This is a genomic window from Undibacterium sp. Di24W (genome assembly GCF_049340325.1).
In the GTDB taxonomy this organism is placed as follows: domain Bacteria; phylum Pseudomonadota; class Gammaproteobacteria; order Burkholderiales; family Burkholderiaceae_D; genus Undibacterium.
In genome coordinates, this window is record NZ_JBMPOP010000003.1 from 291,974 (window position 1) to 311,947 (window position 19,974).

General features: G+C 43.6%; 16 protein-coding genes. 12 read left to right on the forward strand and 4 right to left on the reverse strand.

All coding sequences use genetic code 11. The annotated features are described in order from the left end of the window. Positions 1-107: 107 nt before the first annotated feature. A complete protein-coding gene (locus ACO0KZ_RS07555; RefSeq protein WP_422994338.1) occupies positions 108-545 on the forward strand; it encodes a PilZ domain-containing protein in 438 nt (145 codons plus the stop codon). 385 nt (positions 546-930) lie between these two features. Continuing rightward, complete coding sequence (locus ACO0KZ_RS07560) at positions 931-3,621, forward strand: bifunctional diguanylate cyclase/phosphodiesterase (protein WP_422994340.1); 2,691 nt, start codon at positions 931-933, stop codon at positions 3,619-3,621. 390 nt (positions 3,622-4,011) lie between these two features. Here ACO0KZ_RS07560 and ACO0KZ_RS07565 read toward each other — a convergent pair whose 3' ends face one another. The 3 genes from ACO0KZ_RS07565 to ACO0KZ_RS07575 form a co-directional block, all read right to left on the reverse strand. Continuing rightward, on the reverse strand, positions 4,012-6,489 hold the full coding sequence (locus tag ACO0KZ_RS07565) for an EAL domain-containing protein (protein ID WP_422994342.1): 2,478 nt from the start codon (positions 6,487-6,489) through the stop codon (positions 4,012-4,014). 19 nt (positions 6,490-6,508) lie between these two features. After that, positions 6,509-7,306: an alpha/beta fold hydrolase gene (locus ACO0KZ_RS07570; RefSeq protein WP_422994344.1), complete on the reverse strand. Its 798-nt coding sequence runs from the start codon at positions 7,304-7,306 to the stop codon at positions 6,509-6,511. A 197-nt stretch (positions 7,307-7,503) separates the two neighbouring features. Beyond that, on the reverse strand, positions 7,504-8,394 hold the full coding sequence (locus ACO0KZ_RS07575; protein ID WP_422994346.1) for a LysR family transcriptional regulator: 891 nt from the start codon (positions 8,392-8,394) through the stop codon (positions 7,504-7,506). Between the two features lie 249 nt (positions 8,395-8,643). Here ACO0KZ_RS07575 and ACO0KZ_RS07580 point away from each other — a divergent pair, with 249 nt between their 5' ends. Then, positions 8,644-9,672 (forward strand): aldo/keto reductase, encoded by a 1,029-nt coding sequence (locus ACO0KZ_RS07580; RefSeq protein ID WP_422994861.1) that lies wholly within the window; start codon positions 8,644-8,646, stop codon positions 9,670-9,672. Positions 9,673-10,070: 398 nt separating this feature from the next. On the opposite strand, the gene ACO0KZ_RS07585 is transcribed toward ACO0KZ_RS07580, so the two are convergent. After that, on the reverse strand, positions 10,071-10,751 hold the full coding sequence (locus tag ACO0KZ_RS07585; RefSeq protein WP_422994348.1) for a hypothetical protein: 681 nt from the start codon (positions 10,749-10,751) through the stop codon (positions 10,071-10,073). A gap of 642 nt (positions 10,752-11,393) precedes the next feature. On the opposite strand from ACO0KZ_RS07585, the gene recA reads away from it, so the two are divergent. The 9 genes from recA (at position 11,394) to ACO0KZ_RS07630 (ending at position 19,919) form a co-directional block, all read left to right on the forward strand. Further along, the gene (gene recA, locus ACO0KZ_RS07590; RefSeq protein WP_422994350.1) at positions 11,394-12,431 is read left to right on the forward strand and encodes a recombinase RecA; all 1,038 of its coding nucleotides are present in this window, start codon (positions 11,394-11,396) and stop codon (positions 12,429-12,431) included. Positions 12,432-12,561: 130 nt separating this feature from the next. Beyond that, positions 12,562-13,029 carry a recombination regulator RecX gene (recX, locus tag ACO0KZ_RS07595; RefSeq protein ID WP_422994352.1) on the forward strand — a complete coding sequence of 156 codons (468 nt, stop codon included), beginning with the start codon at positions 12,562-12,564 and terminating at the stop codon, positions 13,027-13,029. Positions 13,030-13,648: 619 nt separating this feature from the next. Continuing rightward, positions 13,649-14,833, forward strand: coding sequence for an ADP-forming succinate--CoA ligase subunit beta (gene sucC / locus ACO0KZ_RS07600; RefSeq protein WP_422994862.1), 1,185 nt, complete (start codon positions 13,649-13,651; stop codon positions 14,831-14,833). Positions 14,834-14,851: 18 nt separating this feature from the next. Beyond that, a complete protein-coding gene (sucD, locus tag ACO0KZ_RS07605; protein WP_186940955.1) occupies positions 14,852-15,733 on the forward strand; it encodes a succinate--CoA ligase subunit alpha in 882 nt (293 codons plus the stop codon). A gap of 278 nt (positions 15,734-16,011) precedes the next feature. Further along, the gene (locus tag ACO0KZ_RS07610; RefSeq protein WP_422994355.1) at positions 16,012-16,818 is read left to right on the forward strand and encodes a Stp1/IreP family PP2C-type Ser/Thr phosphatase; all 807 of its coding nucleotides are present in this window, start codon (positions 16,012-16,014) and stop codon (positions 16,816-16,818) included. A 136-nt stretch (positions 16,819-16,954) separates the two neighbouring features. Beyond that, positions 16,955-17,536, forward strand: a complete 582-nt coding sequence (locus tag ACO0KZ_RS07615; protein ID WP_422994357.1) for an FHA domain-containing protein — start codon at positions 16,955-16,957, stop codon at positions 17,534-17,536. A gap of 588 nt (positions 17,537-18,124) precedes the next feature. Then, positions 18,125-18,580 carry a pilin gene (locus ACO0KZ_RS07620; RefSeq protein ID WP_422994359.1) on the forward strand — a complete coding sequence of 152 codons (456 nt, stop codon included), beginning with the start codon at positions 18,125-18,127 and terminating at the stop codon, positions 18,578-18,580. 212 nt (positions 18,581-18,792) lie between these two features. Further along, entirely contained in the window at positions 18,793-19,251 is a 459-nt protein-coding gene (locus ACO0KZ_RS07625; protein ID WP_422994361.1) for a pilin, read from the forward strand. 209 nt (positions 19,252-19,460) lie between these two features. After that, complete coding sequence (locus ACO0KZ_RS07630; protein WP_422994363.1) at positions 19,461-19,919, forward strand: pilin; 459 nt, start codon at positions 19,461-19,463, stop codon at positions 19,917-19,919. The last annotated feature ends 55 nt before the right edge of the window (positions 19,920-19,974 follow it).

Below are 19,974 nucleotides of genomic sequence, written 5' to 3' on the forward strand. Positions count from 1 at the left end.
TTCAAGAAGAAAGTAACTTTCCGGTCACATTAATTTGTTAACCTAAGGCGCTCGCATTTTATGGTTCGCAAGCAACTAAACCTATTGAAGATACTTAGAGAATGATTATGACTCATGATGTAGAAAACCGAAAATTCGAAAGATCTTCATTCTTTCTGGTACAGATTGAGCGAGATTTCTTGCCAATTTGGGTTTTTCAACCTCACGATGACAGTGCTGGGTTACTAGGCGTGCTGGTAGATGCAAGTGAAGGTGGGCTCCAGATACTCTTACAAAAAAATATTTTGGTTGTAGGGCAACAATTCGAAATGTTCATAATCAACCAAATTGGCGGGGATGACTTGCCTCTCCCGCCGGCTCATATTCAATTAGTTTGGAGCGAAGATATTGCCAACACTTATACCAAGTGCGGATTCACTTTCCAGTCATACAGTAGAGGCGAAATTCATCAGCTTCATGCGCAAGCCCATAGCGGCGAACACAAATTTTTGCGCTGCGTTTTACGAGAAGTTGAGCAAGTAACGTTAAGTATCGAGCAAGATTAAATCTAATTTTCTCGAGAGATATCTCTCAATCTGATCAGAAAAATCTACCTTTTGATTCGTTTTGGTTTTAGGCTCTAAGTCGAATTGAAAACATACTTGATTTATCCACATTATTCGACGTGCATTAAATCGATAATGTTATACCTTATACATTCCAAATTAGCGCATTCGTATAAATTGGTTGAAACCAGAAATATACTGATTCAATTGTTTGTTTTTTTAGTCACTTTCAACTCCGATTTCACATAGGTATTTATTCTGGTAATGAGTGGATATAGACCTCGCGTTCTTTTCAATATCCTTTTTCGCAAGGCTAGCTGGTAGTGGTGCATGTTAAAATCAACCACTCTATTAGTCACGCCATTAATGAGAAATAGAACGAATCATGATGCAAAATAAATTGACATCATTGTTTTCAAAATGGGGAACCGGGCTTTTGCTCTTGAAAAAGAGCTACCCTGCAATCCTAGTATGGCCGGCTATCTGTGTAGTGATCATAATTTCTATATGGATGTACACAAGCGCTCAACTTGCTCAAGAAAAAAAACAAGCTCATGAGGATGCTTTAAAAGACGCCGCCGCGCTCTCAAGGTCGTACGCCCAGTTTCTGAATAGATCTATTGAACAAATTGATCAAATTAGTATGCATGTCAAATACGATTGGGAGAATTCAGACAAGAAGTTTAGTTTGGAAAAGCTCAGAGCACAGGGAATGTTCACGGCCTCACAATTTGCAGTACTTGCTATTATCAACTCGAGTGGTAAGCCGATAACGTCCACAGTTCAGATCGACAACTGGCGAGACACAACGCTACAAACGCAGTTCAATTTTCATAAAAATAATATTTCCAGTGAACTGCAAATAAGTCTTCCGCCTATCGTCAATACTTCTGGCAATCCTGTGATTCATTTCACGCGTCGACTCGACAATATGGACGATTCATTCGCCGGCATGGTGGTGATTTCTATCTCGCCTAGTTACTTCTCCTCGTTTTACGATTTTCAGAGCTTAGGATTAAACGGTTTTCTTGCGATTATCGGCGACAATGGGAAAATAGGTGCTTCTCGTATCGGCGATAAAATTCCGTTTGGCCTGACACAAGCTGTGAAACGAGAACTGGAACTCAAATCGCTGGAAGGAACAAGACTATTTGAAAACGGCGAAATTTTTATCGATGAGGAATCCCGTTTCTTAGGCTGGCAGAAATTGGAATCTTATCCTTTTCTTGCTGTCGTCGGTCTTTCGGTGACCGAACAGATGGCCTCACACTTTGCCATCTTTGATCGTTACAGTAGCTCCGCAATTGAGGCGACAATTTTCGTACTTCTGTTTGGAATCATTGCAACGATTATGGCAACCCGCCTTGCTTGGAGAAACCATGAAGCGCGCGTAGTGAGCGATACCTATCGACTAGCCACTGAAGGAACTGACGAAGGTTTTTATATTTTGAATGGAATAATGGATAGAAAAGGAAACTTCGTCGATTATCAAATTGCAGACTGTAACGTTCGAGGAGCAAACTTTTTTGGACTAGGCCGAGAAGACCTTATCGGTATGAAAATATCGAGATTACAAGGTGAAAGCTACTTTAGTTCGCTCATGGAAATCTATTCAAAAGCAATGGCGACCGGGTTTTACGAAGATGAATCTAAGCTCCCTGAGAACAGCCCACTCAATATGGTCTGGGCTCGACGTCGACTTGCCCGGTCAGGTTTAGGCTTAGCCGTTACCATCAAGGATATCAGTGCAAAGAAGGAAGCGGAAGAACAGTTATCGGCACTGGCGAATCAAGATAGTCTGACAGGCTTAAACAATCGAAACTGGTTTTTGACTTACCTGCCAAAAGCGATAGAACGAGCCAAGCTCGAGCAATGTCGGTTGGCTCTGCTATTTATCGATTTGGATGGTTTTAAAAATGTCAATGACACACAGGGACATGCTGCCGGGGATCAGCTCCTCAAATCGGTGGCATCGAAACTACAGTCGGTTTTGCGCCCAACTGATAATGTTGTGAGATTAGGTGGTGACGAATTTGTAGTGCTTTTAGAGCCAGTGGTGGGCGAGAATAAGCCAGCCAAAGTTGCCGAGAGAATCACTGAAGCCTTCCGCCAACCCTTATGGTTAGGGGGGCAGAAGCATCTTATCGGTGCTTCTATCGGCATTAGCCTTTATCCGGACGATGGCGCCGATACTGAGACTTTATTAAAAAATGCAGACATCGCTATGTACTCGGTCAAAGCATCGGGGAAAGGACATTTCAATTTCTATAAACCAGAATTGTATGCCAAGATAAAGAGCCGATTTGAATTAGAACAATCGCTGGTTCAGGCGCTCGAACTTGATCAATTTGTTTTGCATTACCAACCAAGGGTTAATACTAATTCAGGTCGATTCACAAGTATGGAAGCCTTACTTCGCTGGATACACCCGAGCAAAGGCATAATTCCACCTTCTGAATTTATTCCTATTGCCGAGGACACGGGGCTCATCTTAAAACTCGGGGAAATGGTGATGGAAAAGGCGTGCCGGCAAATCAGTGAATGGAGATCTTTAGGACTACGACCAATTCCAGTTTCAATTAATGTGTCTGCTAAGCAGTTCCACGCGGGGGGATTGCAAAAAAAACTAATTCAATATTTAGAGAAATACGATATTCCTCCGAGTTTGATTGAAGTAGAAATCACAGAATCGGCCATGATGGGCGAAGACGGTACTATTATGGCAGAGCTGGCTGAAATTCGGTCTCTCGGTATTCAGTTGCTGGTTGATGATTTCGGCACTGGCTATTCGTCCCTTTCGCAATTACAGCGTTTGGACATGGATGTATTAAAGATTGATCGCGTTTTCACTAACGAACTGACCAATTCCAAAGAAGGCGGTATTTTCTTTAAAGCGATTGTCTCTATGGCCCATGCGTTGAATATGACCGTAGTTGCAGAAGGTGTTGAAACGCAGGAACAGCTTGATATTCTTCGCGAGTTACTTTGCGATGAAGTTCAAGGCTTTTTCGTTTCGCGTCCAGTTGCGCCTGACTTGATACCTGCATTAATCCACAAAGAGTTTCTTTTTTTATAGAATGCCGCGACGATATGAGCCGCTAGAATTTGGCCGACTCAGAACATCGTCTGGCTTGCCAGCACAGCCGACGACAGATGTAGACAGGCGCTGAACATAGTGAAACGCAAAATCGATTTTCAGCAGAGACCAAAGGGTCAACAACTCGGACTAACCTTTGTGAACTAAAGCTCGGTTTGACTTGATAGCTGATACTGCAAGGATCCTATTTTCGACGAATTATCGCAAATTCCTGTTCAATACGAAGAGAGAGTTTATTTGTTTTTCCCCGAAACAGTCATTACAAGTCTCAAACCTGCTCGAACTTTCGTCGTCGTGAAATGAAGCATCTTCATTGAAATGGATGTGCTGAGTTTGTTTATTTGATGCAGTTGAGGCGAAAATAAGGTGTCAGCTTACAAAAGAGAGAATTTCAGGGACACTCTCCTTTTTTAATTTATTCCAAGTAAAAATTTCATCAATTGGCTTTGGTTTTCCGATGTAATAACCCTGTGCAAAGTCTACGCCGAGGTCTTCCAATAGTTTTAAAATGTCGGCATTTTCGACAAACTCAGCTATGGTTATTTTCCCGGTTAAATGCGCAATTTCATTGATACTTCGCACCATCGCACAATCCACTGCGTCAGTCACCATATCTTTCACAAACTGTCCATCTATCTTCAGATAGTCGACCGAAAGATGTTTGAGGTACGCCATTGACGACATGCCGCTACCAAAATCATCGAGAGAAATTCGCGCACCGCGTTGATGTAATATCGCGATAAGTTCTGTTGCAATGTCCAAGTGCCCGATAGCGGCCGTCTCCGTAATTTCAAACGAAATTTTGTGTACGGGAATCTGTTCGCGATCAAGTATCTCAATTAAGAATTGATGAAAATCTTTATCGCCGATGGATTTGCCAGACAAATTGATAGCGATGGTATGTATATTGTCCAGCTTATCTGTATTTATTTTTATCCACTTAAAAACAGAATTAACAACCCAACGATCAACTTGCTGTGCTAATCCAAAGCGTTCAGCGGAAGGAATAAAAACGCCGGGCGACACTAAGGTGCCATTCGTCTCACGTAAGCGTAACAAGACTTCGAAATGTAGTCCTTGTTCAATACGAGCGCCCAATGCCATGATTGGCTGTGCAAAAAGCTCAAAACGATTTTCATCAATCGCTTGTTGCAAACGCGTTGCCCATTGCATCTGATTGTGTTGCGCCATGATTGTTCGATCTAAATCCACATACATATGAACTCGACCGCGGCCTTCATCTTTCGCCGCGAAGCAGGCGCCGTCGGCAGCCTGTTGCGCTGCCTGCGCATTCTCCCACCTTGCATCCAAAGGCACGACTCCAATGCTGGCGCCGATACGAAAAAAATTACCCCCGTGCTGAAAACGAATTTGTGCCACCTTTTCGCAAATTTGTTGAGTGATGCGTTGTGCTGCATTTAAATCACATCCTTCAAGCAAAAGCGCAAATTCGTCTCCACCTAAGCGGGCGACTAAGTCTTTGGCACGAACAGATTTAAGAAGTAAGGCCGAGACTTCTTTCAATAATGCGTCACCCGCTGAGTGGCCGCAACTGTCGTTGACAATCTTGAATTGATCCAGATCGATACAGCATAAAGCATGCGAAACGCCTGTGGAAATTGAAGATTCGAACATCTCAAACAGTACGCGTTCAAACTCCGCTCGATTTGCGAGCCCAGTCAAATGATCATGACTCGCCCGACGTTCAACTTCTTGCCTAAGGATTCTCTGACCAGTCACATCGCGAAAAACCATAACAACGCCGGTAATGACATTGTCAGTCGTAAAAATCGGTGCAGCAGAATCTTCCACCGCATATTCTTTGCCATCTTTGCTGATCAACACGGTGTCCCGCGCTAAACCAACGATTGCACGTTCATCCAAACAGTGCGCGATGGGGTTTTTTGCGACTAGCCTGGTATGCTGATTAACGATGTTAAAAACCGTCGTGATAGGCCTGCCTACCGCATCGCTTAATGACCAGCCAGTTAGCTGTTCTGCTATTGGATTAAGGTATTCGACTTCTTCGCGTTCATTGGTGGTTATGACGGCATCGCCGATAGAACTTAGCGTCACTCGTGTGCGCTCAAATTCATTCGATAGTGCAAGTTCTAATGCTTTTCGCTCTGTAATATCTTTGATATAGCCATGCCAAAGTGTGCTGCCATCGGCACGTGATTCTGGTGTTGCGTTGCCTTCGAGCCAGCGGGTACCGCGTTTTGGCAAAATCACGCGATATTGTAGATGCCAACCAGTAAGATTTCTCGCCGAAGCAGCAATCGTTTGATTCAACGCATCAAGATCATCTGGATGAATGCGCTTGAATACCAAGGTCGCATCTTTTTGTAGTTGGAGTGGGCTAAGCTCGTAAACGTTGCGCACCCCTTCACTTGCGTAGGGAAAACGTGAGCTGCCATCGGAACAAAGGAGAAATTGATAAATAGCGCCAGGTAATTGTTCCGTGGCTTTTTTTACTCGAAACAATTCATCTTCGAGACGCAGACGTTCGTTCATGCGAATAACTACGCATTCAGTAATTGCCTGACCATCAATTTCTCGTCGCACAGCATTTAAAATGACAGGAATTGTTTTGCCATTTGCTGCAGCGAGAAAAATTGCGATCTCTTCAACGTGCCCATGAATATGCAACATAGTCATCACTTGCATATGGAACATTAGTCGATTGGCAGACGTCAGCAAATCATCCAAACTTTTTCCATTGAGCTCGGCCAATGAAACCCCCAGCATGGTCGCCAAAGTTTGATTGGCTGCCACGAGCTTCAGGTCGCTGTCAAAGACAAACAATCCGCAAGGTGCTTCCTGAACATTAAATTTTGAAATATTCATTGCATGAGTCATTCTTCGACTAGCTAGAAAGGTAATTCTTCATTAGCTTAATCGTTTCGTCAGGGTGACTCATGTGAGGGCAGTGCCCGGTCGCTTTCATTTGTTGCAAAGTGCTATTTCGCAAATGTTGATGCAAGTATTCACCGACGGCTTGTGGCGCAACAGAGTCTTCCTGGCATTGAAGCAGCAAGCATGGTTTATCAAAATCGACTAAATCAGATCGATTGTCGGCCAAGAAAGTGGCTTCGGCGAAACGCTTGGCGATCGGTGGATCCATCGCACAAAAGCTCTCCTCCAGTTCTTGCGCCAACTCTGGTTGATCAGGATTTTTTGCCACAACACCAGCGAGATAACTCGCCCAGCCTGGTTGATTGCGGGAGATCATATCAAGTAGGCCTTCTATGTCTGCTCGCTCAAAGCCACCGACATAATCAGGTGCCTCGTTCAAATAGCGCGGCGAGGGACAAATCATGATTAATTTAGATATCCGGTCAGGTATTTTATTGGCTGCCAACAAGCAAATCATGCTGCTGACAGAATGGCCCACCAATACCGCATCATGTAAATCAAGCGCTTCGCAGACATCAACCACATCGCTAGCATAGCCTGCCAAACTTGAGTAACGCTCCATGTCGTATGCGTCAAGGTCAGACTTGCCTGCGCCTACATAGTCAAATACGACCACCTTATAGTCTTTCTCAAAGGATGGAATAAGCTTGCGCCACATCACTTGATCGCAGCCATAGCCATGCGCGAAAACGATCGTTTGGGAGCCTGTTCCGCTGATTTTGACGTTGTTTCTAGAAATGATATTCATCTTGCACCCTATATATCTGCCACATTAAACCAGTCACTTTTTTGTCCGAGGTATTGAATTGTTTGAAGCAAAAACATTATCTAGCCATTATGCAACATTCTGCTCTGAGTAAGGCAAAAACTGCATGCTGCGTCCATCTGTATAGCATTCAAGCGGTTACGCAGTTTTGATATTAAGTACATTTGTTTTTCCTTGTATTAACAATCGACCATGTAATCGATGAACGCTCTGATCTTTAATGGCAAATGTTTACCTGGTTGATACACCGCATAAACGGCACCTGAGTAGGGCTCAGTCAGTTCCCAGTCTGAGAGAATCTGTAATGCTGAACCTGCTTTGATGGCTTCGATTGCTGTGAATTCGGGAACCAAACCTATGCCAGCATCGGCCAATACGCTTGCTAAAATTGCGCTGCTGTTATTTATCGTGATGCGACTACTGACTTTCACTTTTTCAATTTGGCCATGATCTTTGTGTTGAAGTGTCCATTGCTCGCGAAATCTGGCGTATCCGAGATAGATACATTGATGGCTAGTGAGTTCATTCGGATTTCTTGGCGTGCCATGTTGTTTAAGATACTGCGTTGATGCAACCAAAATATAACGCATTGGACATAGTGGCCGTGCGGCTAAGCCGGGCGCCAATTCGCGCGCGATACGTATCGCCAGATCAATGCCTTCATCAATTAAATCGACGTTTCTGTCTATTAAAGTGAGTTCTATATCGACTTCCGGATATTTTTTGAGAAAACCGGGAAGCTTCGGTGCTAACCATACCTGTCCAAACACGACAGGCGCGGTGATTCGAATGACGCCATTGGGTCTGGTGCTATAGCTCCCCGCAAGCGCATGGATGTCGCGTGCAGTACTTAGCATACGAACGCAGGCTTCATGGACTTGTTGCCCCAATTCCGTTAGCGCAATAGATCGCGTAGTGCGTTGCAATAGTCTAGCACCCATGTGTTTTTCTAGGCGAGAGACATGGCGACTAACGGCCGAAGTAGTTAAGTCCAAATGCCGTGCCGCGGCAGAGAAGCCACCACTATCGACCACTTGCGCAAAGATTGCCATTTCTTTCAACATTTCCATAAAATCTTTCGAATCGATTATTGTTGATTTAGGTGCAATAATTCTTTGTTTTTTTGACTCATTGTGTTTATTTTAGTCTTAATTGATACTTCGTTCCATGCAAATCAAACCAAAATTGCGATTAATGTCTGCGAGGAAGATGGCGGCACTCTTGGAGGGCATTTTGATGCGAGTAAGCTATACCGGGAGCTTCTTAAAACCCGTTATCTCTAAAAATTTAGTAAGGAGTGGAAAATGAATTCGGAAAAAATGCAGCAAGGGTTAAATTCAGAGGCAATAGCGAATGGAAAAATTCAGATCGCACAACGCCAACTTGGAACACAAGGGCTTAGTGTTTCTGCCTTAGGTCTGGGCTGCATGGGGATGAGTGATGATGCCTATGGCCATGCGGATGAAAGTGAAGCGATTGCAACCATCCATAAGGCCATCGAACTAGGCGTCAATTTCTTTGACACAGCAGAGCAATATGGGCCCTATGAAAATGAACGCCTGTTGGCTCGCGCATTGAAAAACAAACGAGACCAGGTCGTACTGGCAACAAAATTTGGTTTTCGTATTGAGGACGGTGTAACGACTGGCGTAAATAGTCACCCAAAGTACATCCGGAGTGCGGTGGAAGGTTCCTTGCGTCGTTTAGAAACGGATTATATTGATTTGTTATATCAGCACAGAGTCGATCCTTTGGTGCCTATCGAAGACGTGGTTGGTGTGATGGCTGAATTGGTACAAGAAGGTAAAGTGCGTTTCCTAGGTTTGTCTGAAGCAGGAGTTTCGAATATTCGCAAAGCACATGCCGTTCATCCCATAAGTGCATTACAAAGTGAATATTCCTTATGGGAGCGTAATCTGGAGCAGGATGTATTGCCCGTATTGCGTGAACTTGGGATAGGATTAGTGCCGTTTGGCCCCTTGGGGCGTGGTTTTCTAACTGGCAGTGCGAAACGTGCGGAGGATTACCCTGAGTCAGACTTTCGTCATCTTGATCCGCGTTTGCAAGGAGCGAACTTTGATTTGAATATGCAAGCGGCCACCTTGGTGAAGCAGATAGCAAAAGAACGCAATTCGACACCGGGGCAAATCGCACTTGCTTGGGTACTGCATCAAGGTAAGGATATCGTACCGATTCCAGGCACCAAGCGCCGCACCTATCTTGAGCAGAATATGCAGGCTCTGAGCGTGTCTCTCGATGCAAACGAAATTCAGCAGTTGAATTTGGCTTTGTCACAGGTGGCAGGTAAGCGATACAACGATCAAAGAATGGCGATGGTAGATCGATAGTTGAATTTTCAGATGTGAGGACATAACGTCAAAGTCGTGCGGATATTCCCGGCGCTAAGTCGATAGCAAAGACTTATTTGTAGACTGTGGCTGGGAGTATAAAAAAGATGAAATTTTTCTTAAGAAAAACGGTCATTTGGACGGGGTATGCGGTTCAGATAGCTGCGTTCTATTCGTTCATGGTTTGGGTTCAGTTGAGTGATCCAGATTGTGTTCTTGAGACAATCAGCCTCGTTTCTCAGATTCGATTCTGTGACCCTAGATACAGTCCTGAGTTCGATCCACCTAGTTTGATTTTTCTTGTGATGATTTTGGCTGTATTTATGCTTGGGAGAATAATGGTCTATTGGGGCAAGACTCAACAAATAATGGATTAACATCAATCAAGTAATGCAAGGTCAGAATCCTAACGAGTTGTATTTTTTATCGGCAGTATTTTTTTGTAATTTTCGAAGGTCTTCTAACTGCTGGTAGAGCGCATGCGTCTTATTAAAAAAAGCGTGTTTTGCTTCTGGTTTTGGGTCTCCATGAAAAGATTGATACGGATATTTTGAGTGGCACTCTGAACGGGCTTTCATTTGCTCTAATTCGTTTGTACTAATCTCAATTTTTAGCTGCAATATGAGTTGTTCCCAAATTACTTTCGGTAATTCTTGATAGTTGATGAGCTGGAGCTGGTCAAGATCGCGCTGTTTAATCGCGGTAGAGTAAAACTGGTCAAGTACTCGCAAACCATAGCCGTCAAAGTCGCCAGGTGATAAATCTTTCTGATCTACTTTCAAGTTTCCCATGTCAACAAAGTTAGGAATCATTTGCGGCCCACGTTGGCGCTGATGTGAGGCGAGTACCTGTTCTGGATCTCGATATAAAAAAAGCATAGGCGTTTGCGGAAATGCTTGTCGAATAAAATCAAATCGTCCTAAATGCCAGCTATCCAATTTGATGAGGAAATGTCTTTCCGTAGCAAAGCGCCGCTGTCCTAAAGTGCCAATTAATTGTTGAAAGAGGCGGATGTTTTTCTCGGTAAGTTCGTTAAACTGACGAAAGAACGAGTCAATTACTGGCGGTTCGGATAGCACAATGCAATGTTGCAAAGTACTAAGTATTTGTGTCAGTAAAGTCGAACCACAGCGTGAGACATGAAATACAAACGCGCTCGGTTCGACGGAGTCAGTAAATTGAGCAAGTGTTGAAATAGGTGTCCTGCAAACGCGACGTTGATCTGGAGTTTGGTCATTCAATGTATTTTGAAAAAAAGAAGCATGAAATCTTTGTGCCCCCATGTCGCGCCAAAATATGTCCGAAGTTTTATCGCAGATGCTTACTGGATACCAGTTTTTTAGAGACGGGAGTTGCTGTGCATCTATCCATTCACCTCGAGCGAAAGAGCGTTCTTCCACTGCAAATCCATGTTGTGATTGCATAAAATAACTGAAGTGAAAATAATAAAAATTTTAACATTTTATCGGGTAAGACCTGTAATTTTTTCGTGAGTTCAGATAGCGCTATGAGCTATTTGGAGAGCGCACTTGGAGTGATTAAAATGCAACGGCCAAAAAATATTTTAAAAGATGCTTGCATAAACCACTGATTTTTTATACAGTGCCGACATGCAGTGATTTGAGCAGCTTTTAAAAAGTTGCCTCATATCCGAATTAATTTCAATGTCATTGGCATTTACTTTATTTGGCAATTACTTTAGTACTCACTTGGAAGAGATCATGGACGATAGAAAATCTGATAACGGCACCGATAAAAGTAAGGCATTGGCTGCTGCGCTTGCACAAATTGAAAAGCAATTCGGTAAAGGCTCCATCATGCGTCTGGCAGATGGCGCAACGGTAGAAGAAGTGCAGGTCGTATCCACGGGTTCTTTAGGATTGGACATTGCACTCGGCGTTGGTGGCTTGCCACGTGGCCGTGTTATTGAGATTTATGGTCCCGAGTCTTCAGGTAAGACAACCATGACCTTACAAGTGATTGCTGAAATGCAAAAACTAGGTGGTACTTGTGCGTTTATAGATGCCGAACATGCATTGGATGTCGGCTATGCGCAAAAATTGGGTGTTAACTTAAATGATCTATTGATTTCTCAGCCAGATACAGGTGAACAAGCACTAGAAATCACCGATGCCTTGGTACGTTCTGGTAGTGTTGATTTGATTGTTATTGACTCTGTAGCCGCTTTAACACCAAAAGCTGAAATTGAAGGTGATATGGGCGATTCTTTACCTGGTCTGCAGGCTCGTTTAATGTCGCAAGCACTACGTAAATTGACAGGCAGTATTAATCGTACCAACACCACAGTTATTTTCATTAATCAGATTCGTATGAAAATTGGCGTTATGTTTGGTAGTCCTGAAACCACAACAGGTGGCAATGCCCTCAAATTTTACGCTTCCGTCCGCTTGGATATTCGTCGCACCGGTTCAATTAAAGCGGGTGATGAAGTCATCGGTAACGAGACTAAAGTTAAAGTCGTCAAAAATAAAGTTGCACCACCATTTAAAGAAGCTCATTTTGATATTCTTTATGGAGCAGGTACATCTCGTGAGGGGGAAATCTTGGACCTAGGTGCGGATTGCAAGATTGTTGAGAAATCAGGTTCTTGGTATAGCTATAACGGTGAAAAAATTGGACAAGGGAAGGATAATGCGCGTAACTTCCTGATTGAACGTCCTGCTTTGGCACATGAGATAGAAAACAAGGTACGGGCGCAGCTAGGTGTGCCTCTCTTGCCGGCCTTGGCTGTAGAATGATTTTTTGTTGGATAGTGCTTCGATCCGACGTTGCGTTAAATAGATCACGGTAGTCTTAAGTCGACCTGCTTGGCAACAAGCGGTCGACTTTTTTTATGAGTTCAATACCTCCCTTCAATTTGTAGAGCCTATGATTAAACCAAAACTAAGTTTAAAGGGACGAGCTCTTCGTTATCTTTCTATGCGCGAGCACAGTCGACACGAGTTAGCGCGAAAATTGCTTGCTTACGTGCAAGAAGGTGATGATTTGGAAGCGCTCTTGAATTTTTTGGAAGACTCAAAATTCTTATCTGATCAGCGGTTTTCTGAAGCACTGGTGAATAAGCGTCAGGCAAGGTTTGGCAATCGAAAAATTATGGCTGAGTTACAGAGTCACAACTTACCCAAAGAAGACTTGGAAGATTTGAAGGATGTACTTCGAGATTCTGAAGAAAAGCGTGCGATTGATGTTTTACATAGAAAATTCTTGAATCCACCAATCGATCATCGCGAAAAAACGAAACAAATGCAATTCTTAGCACAGCGTGGATTTTCTAGTGGCGCGATTAGCACTGCGATACGTGCATCGCGTCTTTCAGCGGAAGATTTTGAGGGTTAATTTAAAGAAGATAATTCAATTGATTTTTATTTGTGACAACATTTTTCCTTCAAGTCCTCTATAAATCGACCATACAGGGATCTAGAGTCTGATCTCAAAATTCAATTTATGATTCGAATCGCAGAAATTGGTCTAACCAAAAAATGGAATTAGTCGTTGAGCTGTGCTAGAATCCACAGGTTTTTTGCAATGCCGCAAGAGCGGCTGTTACCGTAGAAGCTACGATAACGCACGCAATTGTGGCTTTTTATGTTCGAATTGCCGCCAGTAGGCATGATGCCCTTAACAATACTAATTACTTTTATTACTCAGATCTCTGAGTGTGAACATGCCATCCAAGCTGCAATGCGAGCTTTGGTAGTGCGTGTGTGTAATTGTCTGCATCGTGTTTTGGCTAGCACTCAGCTGGTACAAGCAGATCTTTTTACTGATATTTCAAACGTACGCTAACAAAACGTAACGCCAAAATTGTGGTTGTTGCGTTTTTTTGCATGGGCTTTAGTTTTTTTGTCAGCACTGAGAGTTTGTGGTTTCGCTTTATGAGTTGCTCTCGAGCTCAGCATTAATTTGTTTTGTTTTGTTCCTGTTTTGTTTTACTTTTTAACCAATACCTCAGTGTCTGAAGGGAAGTCGTATGAAAATCCATGAGTATCAGGGTAAAGAAATCCTCCGTAAATACGGAGTGACCGTACCGCGCGGTATCCCATGCATGTCCGTTGAAGAAGCAGTCAAGGCTGCAGAAACTTTAGGCGGCCCAGTATGGGTAGTCAAAGCACAAATTCACGCCGGTGGCCGTGGTAAAGGTGGTGGCGTTAAAGTTGCTAAATCCATCGAGCAAGTACGCGAATACGCTGATGCGATCATGGGTATGCAGCTGATTACGCACCAAACTAGTCCAGAAGGTCAAAAAGTACGCCGCTTGTTGATCGAAGAGGGCGCGGACATTAAGAAAGAACTGTACGTAAGTATGGTGACTGACCGTATTAGCCAACGAGTCGTATTAATGGCGTCTTCTGAAGGCGGTATGGACATTGAGGAAGTGGCTGAGTCACATCCAGAATTGATCCACTCTATCGCAATCGATCCGACAGCGGGTCTGCAAGACGCAGAAGCGGATGACATTTCCCGCAAAATCGGTGTACCAGAAGGTTCTATCGAAGACGCACGCGTTCAGTTAAAAGGCTTGTACAAAGCTTTCATGGAAACAGATTGCTCTTTGGCTGAAATCAATCCTTTGATCTTGACAGGCTCAGGCAAAGTGATCGCTTTGGATGCTAAGTTCAACTTCGACGCGAACTCATTGTTCCGTCAACCAGAAATCGTGGCTTATCGCGATTTGGATGAAGAAGATCCAGCTGAAATCGAAGCGTCGAAATTTGATCTCGCATACATCTCTCTTGACGGTAACATTGGTTGCTTGGTGAATGGTGCTGGTTTGGCGATGGCAACCATGGATACGATCAAATTGTTTGGTGGCGAACCAGCAAACTTCTTGGACGTAGGCGGTGGCGCGACTGCAGAAAAAGTGACCGAAGCCTTCAAGATCATGTTGAAGAATCCAGGTTTGAAAGCAATCTTGGTCAACATTTTTGGAGGCATTATGCGCTGCGACGTGATCGCAGAAGGCGTTATTACTGCATCCAAAGCTGTGTCCTTGCAAGTACCTCTGGTGGTACGCATGAAAGGTACAAACGAAGAAATCGGCAAGCAAATGTTGGCTGACTCAGGTTTGCCTATCATCGCTGCAGACACGATGGAAGAAGCGGCGCAGAAGGTTGTTGCCGCTGCTGCCGGTCAAGCTTAATTTTCGCAAGGAATCACTATGTCCATCCTGATTAATAAAGACACTAAAGTCATCACCCAAGGTATCACTGGCAAAACTGGCCAGTTCCATACACGTATGTGCCGCGATTACGCGAACGGTCAAAACTGTTTCGTTGCTGGCGTCAACCCTAAGAAAGCGGGCGAAGATTTCGAAGGCATTCCAATTTTCGCGAATGTCTCTGAAGCTAAAGCAGCAACAGGTGCAACGGTTTCTGTGATCTACGTTCCACCAGCGGGTGCAGCAGCTGCGATCTGGGAAGCGGTTGAAGCGGATCTAGATTTGGCGATCTGTATCACCGAAGGTATTCCTGTTCGTGACATGATGATGTTGAAAGACCGCATGGCAAAAGCTGGTAGCAAAACAAAATTGCTTGGCCCTAACTGCCCAGGTTTGATCACACCAGACGAAATCAAGATCGGTATTATGCCTGGTCACATTCATCGTAAAGGTCGTATTGGCGTGGTTTCCCGCTCTGGTACATTGACTTACGAAGCGGTTGGTCAATTGACTGCACTCGGCTTAGGTCAATCTTCTGCGGTTGGTATTGGAGGCGATCCAATCAATGGCTTGAAACATATCGACGTGATGAAGATGTTCAACGATGATCCAGACACTGACGCTGTGATTATGATCGGTGAAATCGGTGGTCCAGATGAAGCGAATGCTTCTTACTGGGTACGCGATAACATGAAGAAACCAGTAGTTGGTTTCATCGCTGGTGTGACTGCGCCTCCAGGCAAACGTATGGGCCACGCTGGTGCCTTGATTTCTGGTGGTGCCGATACTGCGCAAGCCAAATTGGATATCATGGAAGAATGCGGTATCAAAGCAACTAAAAACCCGTCAGAAATGGCGCGTTTGTTGAAAGCGATGCTGTAATTTTTTAAATGATTTGTAATAAATTAAAGAGGGAGCTTCGGCTCCTTTTTTAATTCCCGCGTGCTAGAGGTGAAGTGTGTTTATGTTGCCGTTGCGCTATTGAAACATAATTTTCTTATTGGAACGTCAAAATTTCCAGCAATAATGTTAAGCTAAAGTAGTTTCTGAAATTTTGCTTGTGGCACATATTAGTGTTTCACCAAAATGTCGGGCTCCTAGTTTTTTGTTGATTGATTTTTCGATTGTTTCTGATCGACACTACAAGAAGTTCTTTATCCATGTTTGTACAAACAGTTTTGGAATTTGCCAGTCATACCGATATAGGATTGGTGCGTAGTCACAATGAAGATGCTATCGAGATCAATGCAGAGATCGGTTTAGCGATCTTGGCTGACGGTATGGGCGGTTATAACGCGGGAGAAGTGGCTAGCAAATTGAGTGTCGACCTAGTACGCGAACAAATACTACAAAAACAAGCCGCAAGTTGGATGCCTAGATTGCCTTGGCAAACTTCAACCCCCGCTAAATGGATAAGTGAGGCCATCACATTCGCGAATCAGGAAGTGATAGAGCAGGCAAACAAGAACCCTGATAATTTTGGAATGGGTACGACTATCGTTGTTGCTCTTAGTTATTTCGATCGTTTGTTAATTGGACATGTAGGTGATTCACGCGCTTATCGTTTTCGAGATAACTTCATCGAACAAATCACACGCGACCATTCAGTTTTGCAAGCTCAAATAGATGCGGGTTTAATTTCCATTGCCGACGCACATCTTTCGCCAATTAAGAACCTAATCACACGCGCTGTCGGTTCTCATGAGGAAATCGATGTAGAAGTCCATGAGCATCAGATGAAAGAGGGCGATATTTATCTGCTTTGTTCAGATGGCTTGTCTGATATGTTGGATCAAATTCATATTCAAAGTGTGCTACGTGAGCAAGCGAATGATTTAGATACCTGCTGTAAAACTTTAGTTTATCTGGCGAATCGTCAAGGCGGGTCAGATAATATTTCTGTTGTTTTAATACGAGTCAAAGAATTGCACGAAAGACGCTTTATGGAGTATATTTTTGCTAGCTAAAAGACAATAAGAATAAATGTGAATTTTCCATGTGATACGGTTAATAGTCGAAAATTTGAAGAGCTGCTTCATACAATAGCTGTTTTTTATAAAATTCGAATCTCCTTGAAAAATATTTGGTTTTGGTGGGATTGATATGGCGAAAGTTGTGGTGATGTTTAATGGGCAAGCTCAAAAAGAGCAGGGCATAGATCGCGCGCGTTTGAACATTGGCCGCAGGCCAGGAAATGATCTAGTGCTTGATCACTTGGCAGTGAGTGGTCGTCATGCAGCCATCGATACGACCTCAGAAGGGTCTTTTGTTTTGGACTTGGGAAGTACCAACGGGACGTCGGTGAATGGCCAGCCCATCAAGAAGCATCTTTTGCAAAACGGCGATGTCATCGAGCTCGGTAAGTATCAACTAAAATTTGTTGTCGAGAATGACGATGATCAAATTTCTACAGATGAAACTTTAAAAATAGGCAAAATCAAGGTATTAACGGGTGCAAATGCAACTAAGGAGATGATACTTTCTAAGCCTGTGACTCTCTTGGGTAGTCCAGGGATTTTAGTTGTGTCGATTACTCGTGAGGGGAACCGCTTCAAAATCGCATTTGTTGAAGGTAAGGTATTTCCAAAAATCAATTCTGAGACAATTGATGCTCGCCCTCGCTTATTAGTAGATGGTGACGAAATTGATTTGTCAGGTACAAAAATGTCATTTTGCATTTATTGAAAAACATTTCCTATCTGATTTCTGTTGATTCCAAGCGTGCGAATGCCTAACACGCTTGCCGGGTTGGCATCCTCTAAGACACCTAAAGGACTGTTTGTTCGAATTACCCGGGTGTTAAATGACTGTGGTAGTGGTTCAGATAATTTACCAAGGTAAGTGCGACTACTAACTATATTGGTTTGAGCGTCTCTTCAGAAAGTGTGCTTACTTGTCTAAGTGCAGCAAGCTTGTCAAACGGGATCGCATTGGCCTTAATATAAGTCTCTTACTATCCATCTTCATCAGATGCGTACATGACATAGTTGATGACCACAGCCGTTGACGTCGTTTGAGATGCGGCACTTGGGCTTAACGTGCTGCTTGTTGCGCATAAATCGCCATTCGCTGAATTCCACAAATATTTTAAGGCTATTAATTGAGAGGATATCGTGTTTCCCCATAGGAACACGGTTCAGCTTAATTCAAAAAACCTATTATTCAAAGTCGTTTGAATTGAAACATGGCACGCTAATTGCGTGCTGGAGTTGAGTGATCACCGAATGATAAATTTTGGCGTCAACAAGATTTCATTTCAAAATAGGGCTAAAAATGAAAACAATTAAGATGTTTCAAAAGGCGCAGCAAGGTTTTACCTTGATTGAGTTGATGATTGTTGTAGCAATTATTGGTATTTTGGCAGCTGTTGCAATTCCTCAATATGCTAATTACACCTCACGTTCACGTGCGGCATCATCCTTGTCAGAATTAGCGCCATATCGGACAGCCGTTGGCTTGTGTGCGCAAGAAAAAGGTTCATTGGCGGGGTGTGGCAGCGGGGCTGGTGGTGTTCCAACGGCTGCTACATCAACTAGTAATACCGCTCTTGCTATTGCTGCGGGCGTCATTACTTTTACAAGTGCTGCGACTGATACTGCGGGTGTCGCATTAACTGGCGCTTATACGCCAACTGCACCAGCTACTTCTGATGCGCGTATGCCTTGGTCTATGACTGGTACAATTTGCAACATTACACGCGGTCTTAAAGGCACTGCAGGTTGCCCATAAATTGTCATTTGCGCAAAAAATTTTGGTTTCTATTCTGCTAAACGATTGAATGGCGTGGTCTCTAGGTAAACACGTTGTTAGGTTAATTCAAAAAATTGACTATTTGAATCTGTTTGAATTGAAGTGTGGTAGGGTGGTTGCTTCGGTTTATGCTGTTATGCAAAATGATGAATTTGGTATCAATAAAACTTTACTTTAAAACAGGTATTAAAATGAAGGCAGTTCAGATGTTTCAAAAGGCGCAGCAAGGTTTTACATTGATCGAACTGATGATTGTCGTGGCGATTATTGGTATTTTGGCGGCAGTTGCTATCCCTCAGTATGGCAACTACACATCGCGCTCACGTGCAGCAACATCATTGGCAGAGTTGTCACCGTTCCGCACGGCAATTGGCTTGTGCGCGCAGGAAACTGGTGCTTTGTCTGCTTGTGGTAGTGGTACAAATGGTGTTCCAACAGCTACTACGTCGACTAGCAATACTGCTCTTGCCATCTCAGCAGCCGGCGTTATTACTTTCACGAGTGCGGCGACTTCGTCCACTGGGGTAGCATTAACTGGTGCTTATACGCCAACTGCACCCGCAACGTCTGATGCGCGTATGCCTTGGTCTATGACTGGTACAATTTGTAATGTAACACGGGGTCTTAAAGGCACGGCAGGTTGTCCATAGCGAATGATTTGCCTTCCACGATTAAGTTTATCGGGTTGACAAAAAATGGCAAATTTTATTGAAACTGACAAAAAGTGTCGGTTTTCTGTGCGATATCGGGGTAATTGTTTAATTCGAGTTGTGGCATAGTAATTGCATTGGAAGTAGTTGCAGCGATTAGGTAGTAAATATAGGTATTAAAAGCGTTCTTAACTAACTGGAGTATGAAAATGAAATCAACTAAGATGTTTCAAAAAGCGCAGCAAGGTTTTACATTGATCGAATTGATGATCGTTGTTGCGATTATTGGTATTTTGGCGGCTGTTGCAATTCCTCAATATGGTAACTATACATCACGTTCACGTGCTGCAACTTCGTTGGCAGAGTTGTCACCGTTCCGTACAGCAATTGGCTTGTGTGCGCAAGAAACAGGTGCTTTGTCTGCTTGTGGTAGTGGTACAAATGGTGTTCCAACAGCTACTACGTCGACTAGCAATACTGCTCTTGCGATCTCAGCAGCGGGCGTGATTACTTTCACTAGTGCTGCGACTGATGCTGCTGGTACAGCATTAACTGGTGCTTATACGCCAACAGCACCAGCAACTTCTGATGCGCGCATGCCTTGGACTATGACTGGTACAATTTGCAATGTGACTCGCGGCCTCAAAGGTACTGCTGGTTGCCCATAATTGTATGAGTTTTACTGGCTAGGCATTCGTGCCAAGTTGAAGTAGTATGAAAATA

Coding starts and splice junctions, on each gene's coding strand:
- ACO0KZ_RS07555 (WP_422994338.1), top strand. CDS start 108: ATGACTCATGATGTAGAAAACCGAAAATTCGAAAGATCTTCATTCTTT.
- ACO0KZ_RS07560 (WP_422994340.1), top strand. CDS start 931: ATGATGCAAAATAAATTGACATCATTGTTTTCAAAATGGGGAACCGGG.
- ACO0KZ_RS07575 (WP_422994346.1), bottom strand. CDS start 8,394: ATGGAAATGTTGAAAGAAATGGCAATCTTTGCGCAAGTGGTCGATAGT.
- ACO0KZ_RS07620 (WP_422994359.1), top strand. CDS start 18,125: ATGAAAACAATTAAGATGTTTCAAAAGGCGCAGCAAGGTTTTACCTTG.
- recA (WP_422994350.1), top strand. CDS start 11,394: ATGGACGATAGAAAATCTGATAACGGCACCGATAAAAGTAAGGCATTG.
- recX (WP_422994352.1), top strand. CDS start 12,562: ATGATTAAACCAAAACTAAGTTTAAAGGGACGAGCTCTTCGTTATCTT.
- ACO0KZ_RS07570 (WP_422994344.1), bottom strand. CDS start 7,306: ATGAATATCATTTCTAGAAACAACGTCAAAATCAGCGGAACAGGCTCC.
- ACO0KZ_RS07625 (WP_422994361.1), top strand. CDS start 18,793: ATGAAGGCAGTTCAGATGTTTCAAAAGGCGCAGCAAGGTTTTACATTG.
- ACO0KZ_RS07610 (WP_422994355.1), top strand. CDS start 16,012: ATGTTTGTACAAACAGTTTTGGAATTTGCCAGTCATACCGATATAGGA.
- ACO0KZ_RS07580 (WP_422994861.1), top strand. CDS start 8,644: ATGCAGCAAGGGTTAAATTCAGAGGCAATAGCGAATGGAAAAATTCAG.
- sucD (WP_186940955.1), top strand. CDS start 14,852: ATGTCCATCCTGATTAATAAAGACACTAAAGTCATCACCCAAGGTATC.
- ACO0KZ_RS07630 (WP_422994363.1), top strand. CDS start 19,461: ATGAAATCAACTAAGATGTTTCAAAAAGCGCAGCAAGGTTTTACATTG.
- ACO0KZ_RS07565 (WP_422994342.1), bottom strand. CDS start 6,489: ATGAATATTTCAAAATTTAATGTTCAGGAAGCACCTTGCGGATTGTTT.
- ACO0KZ_RS07615 (WP_422994357.1), top strand. CDS start 16,955: ATGGCGAAAGTTGTGGTGATGTTTAATGGGCAAGCTCAAAAAGAGCAG.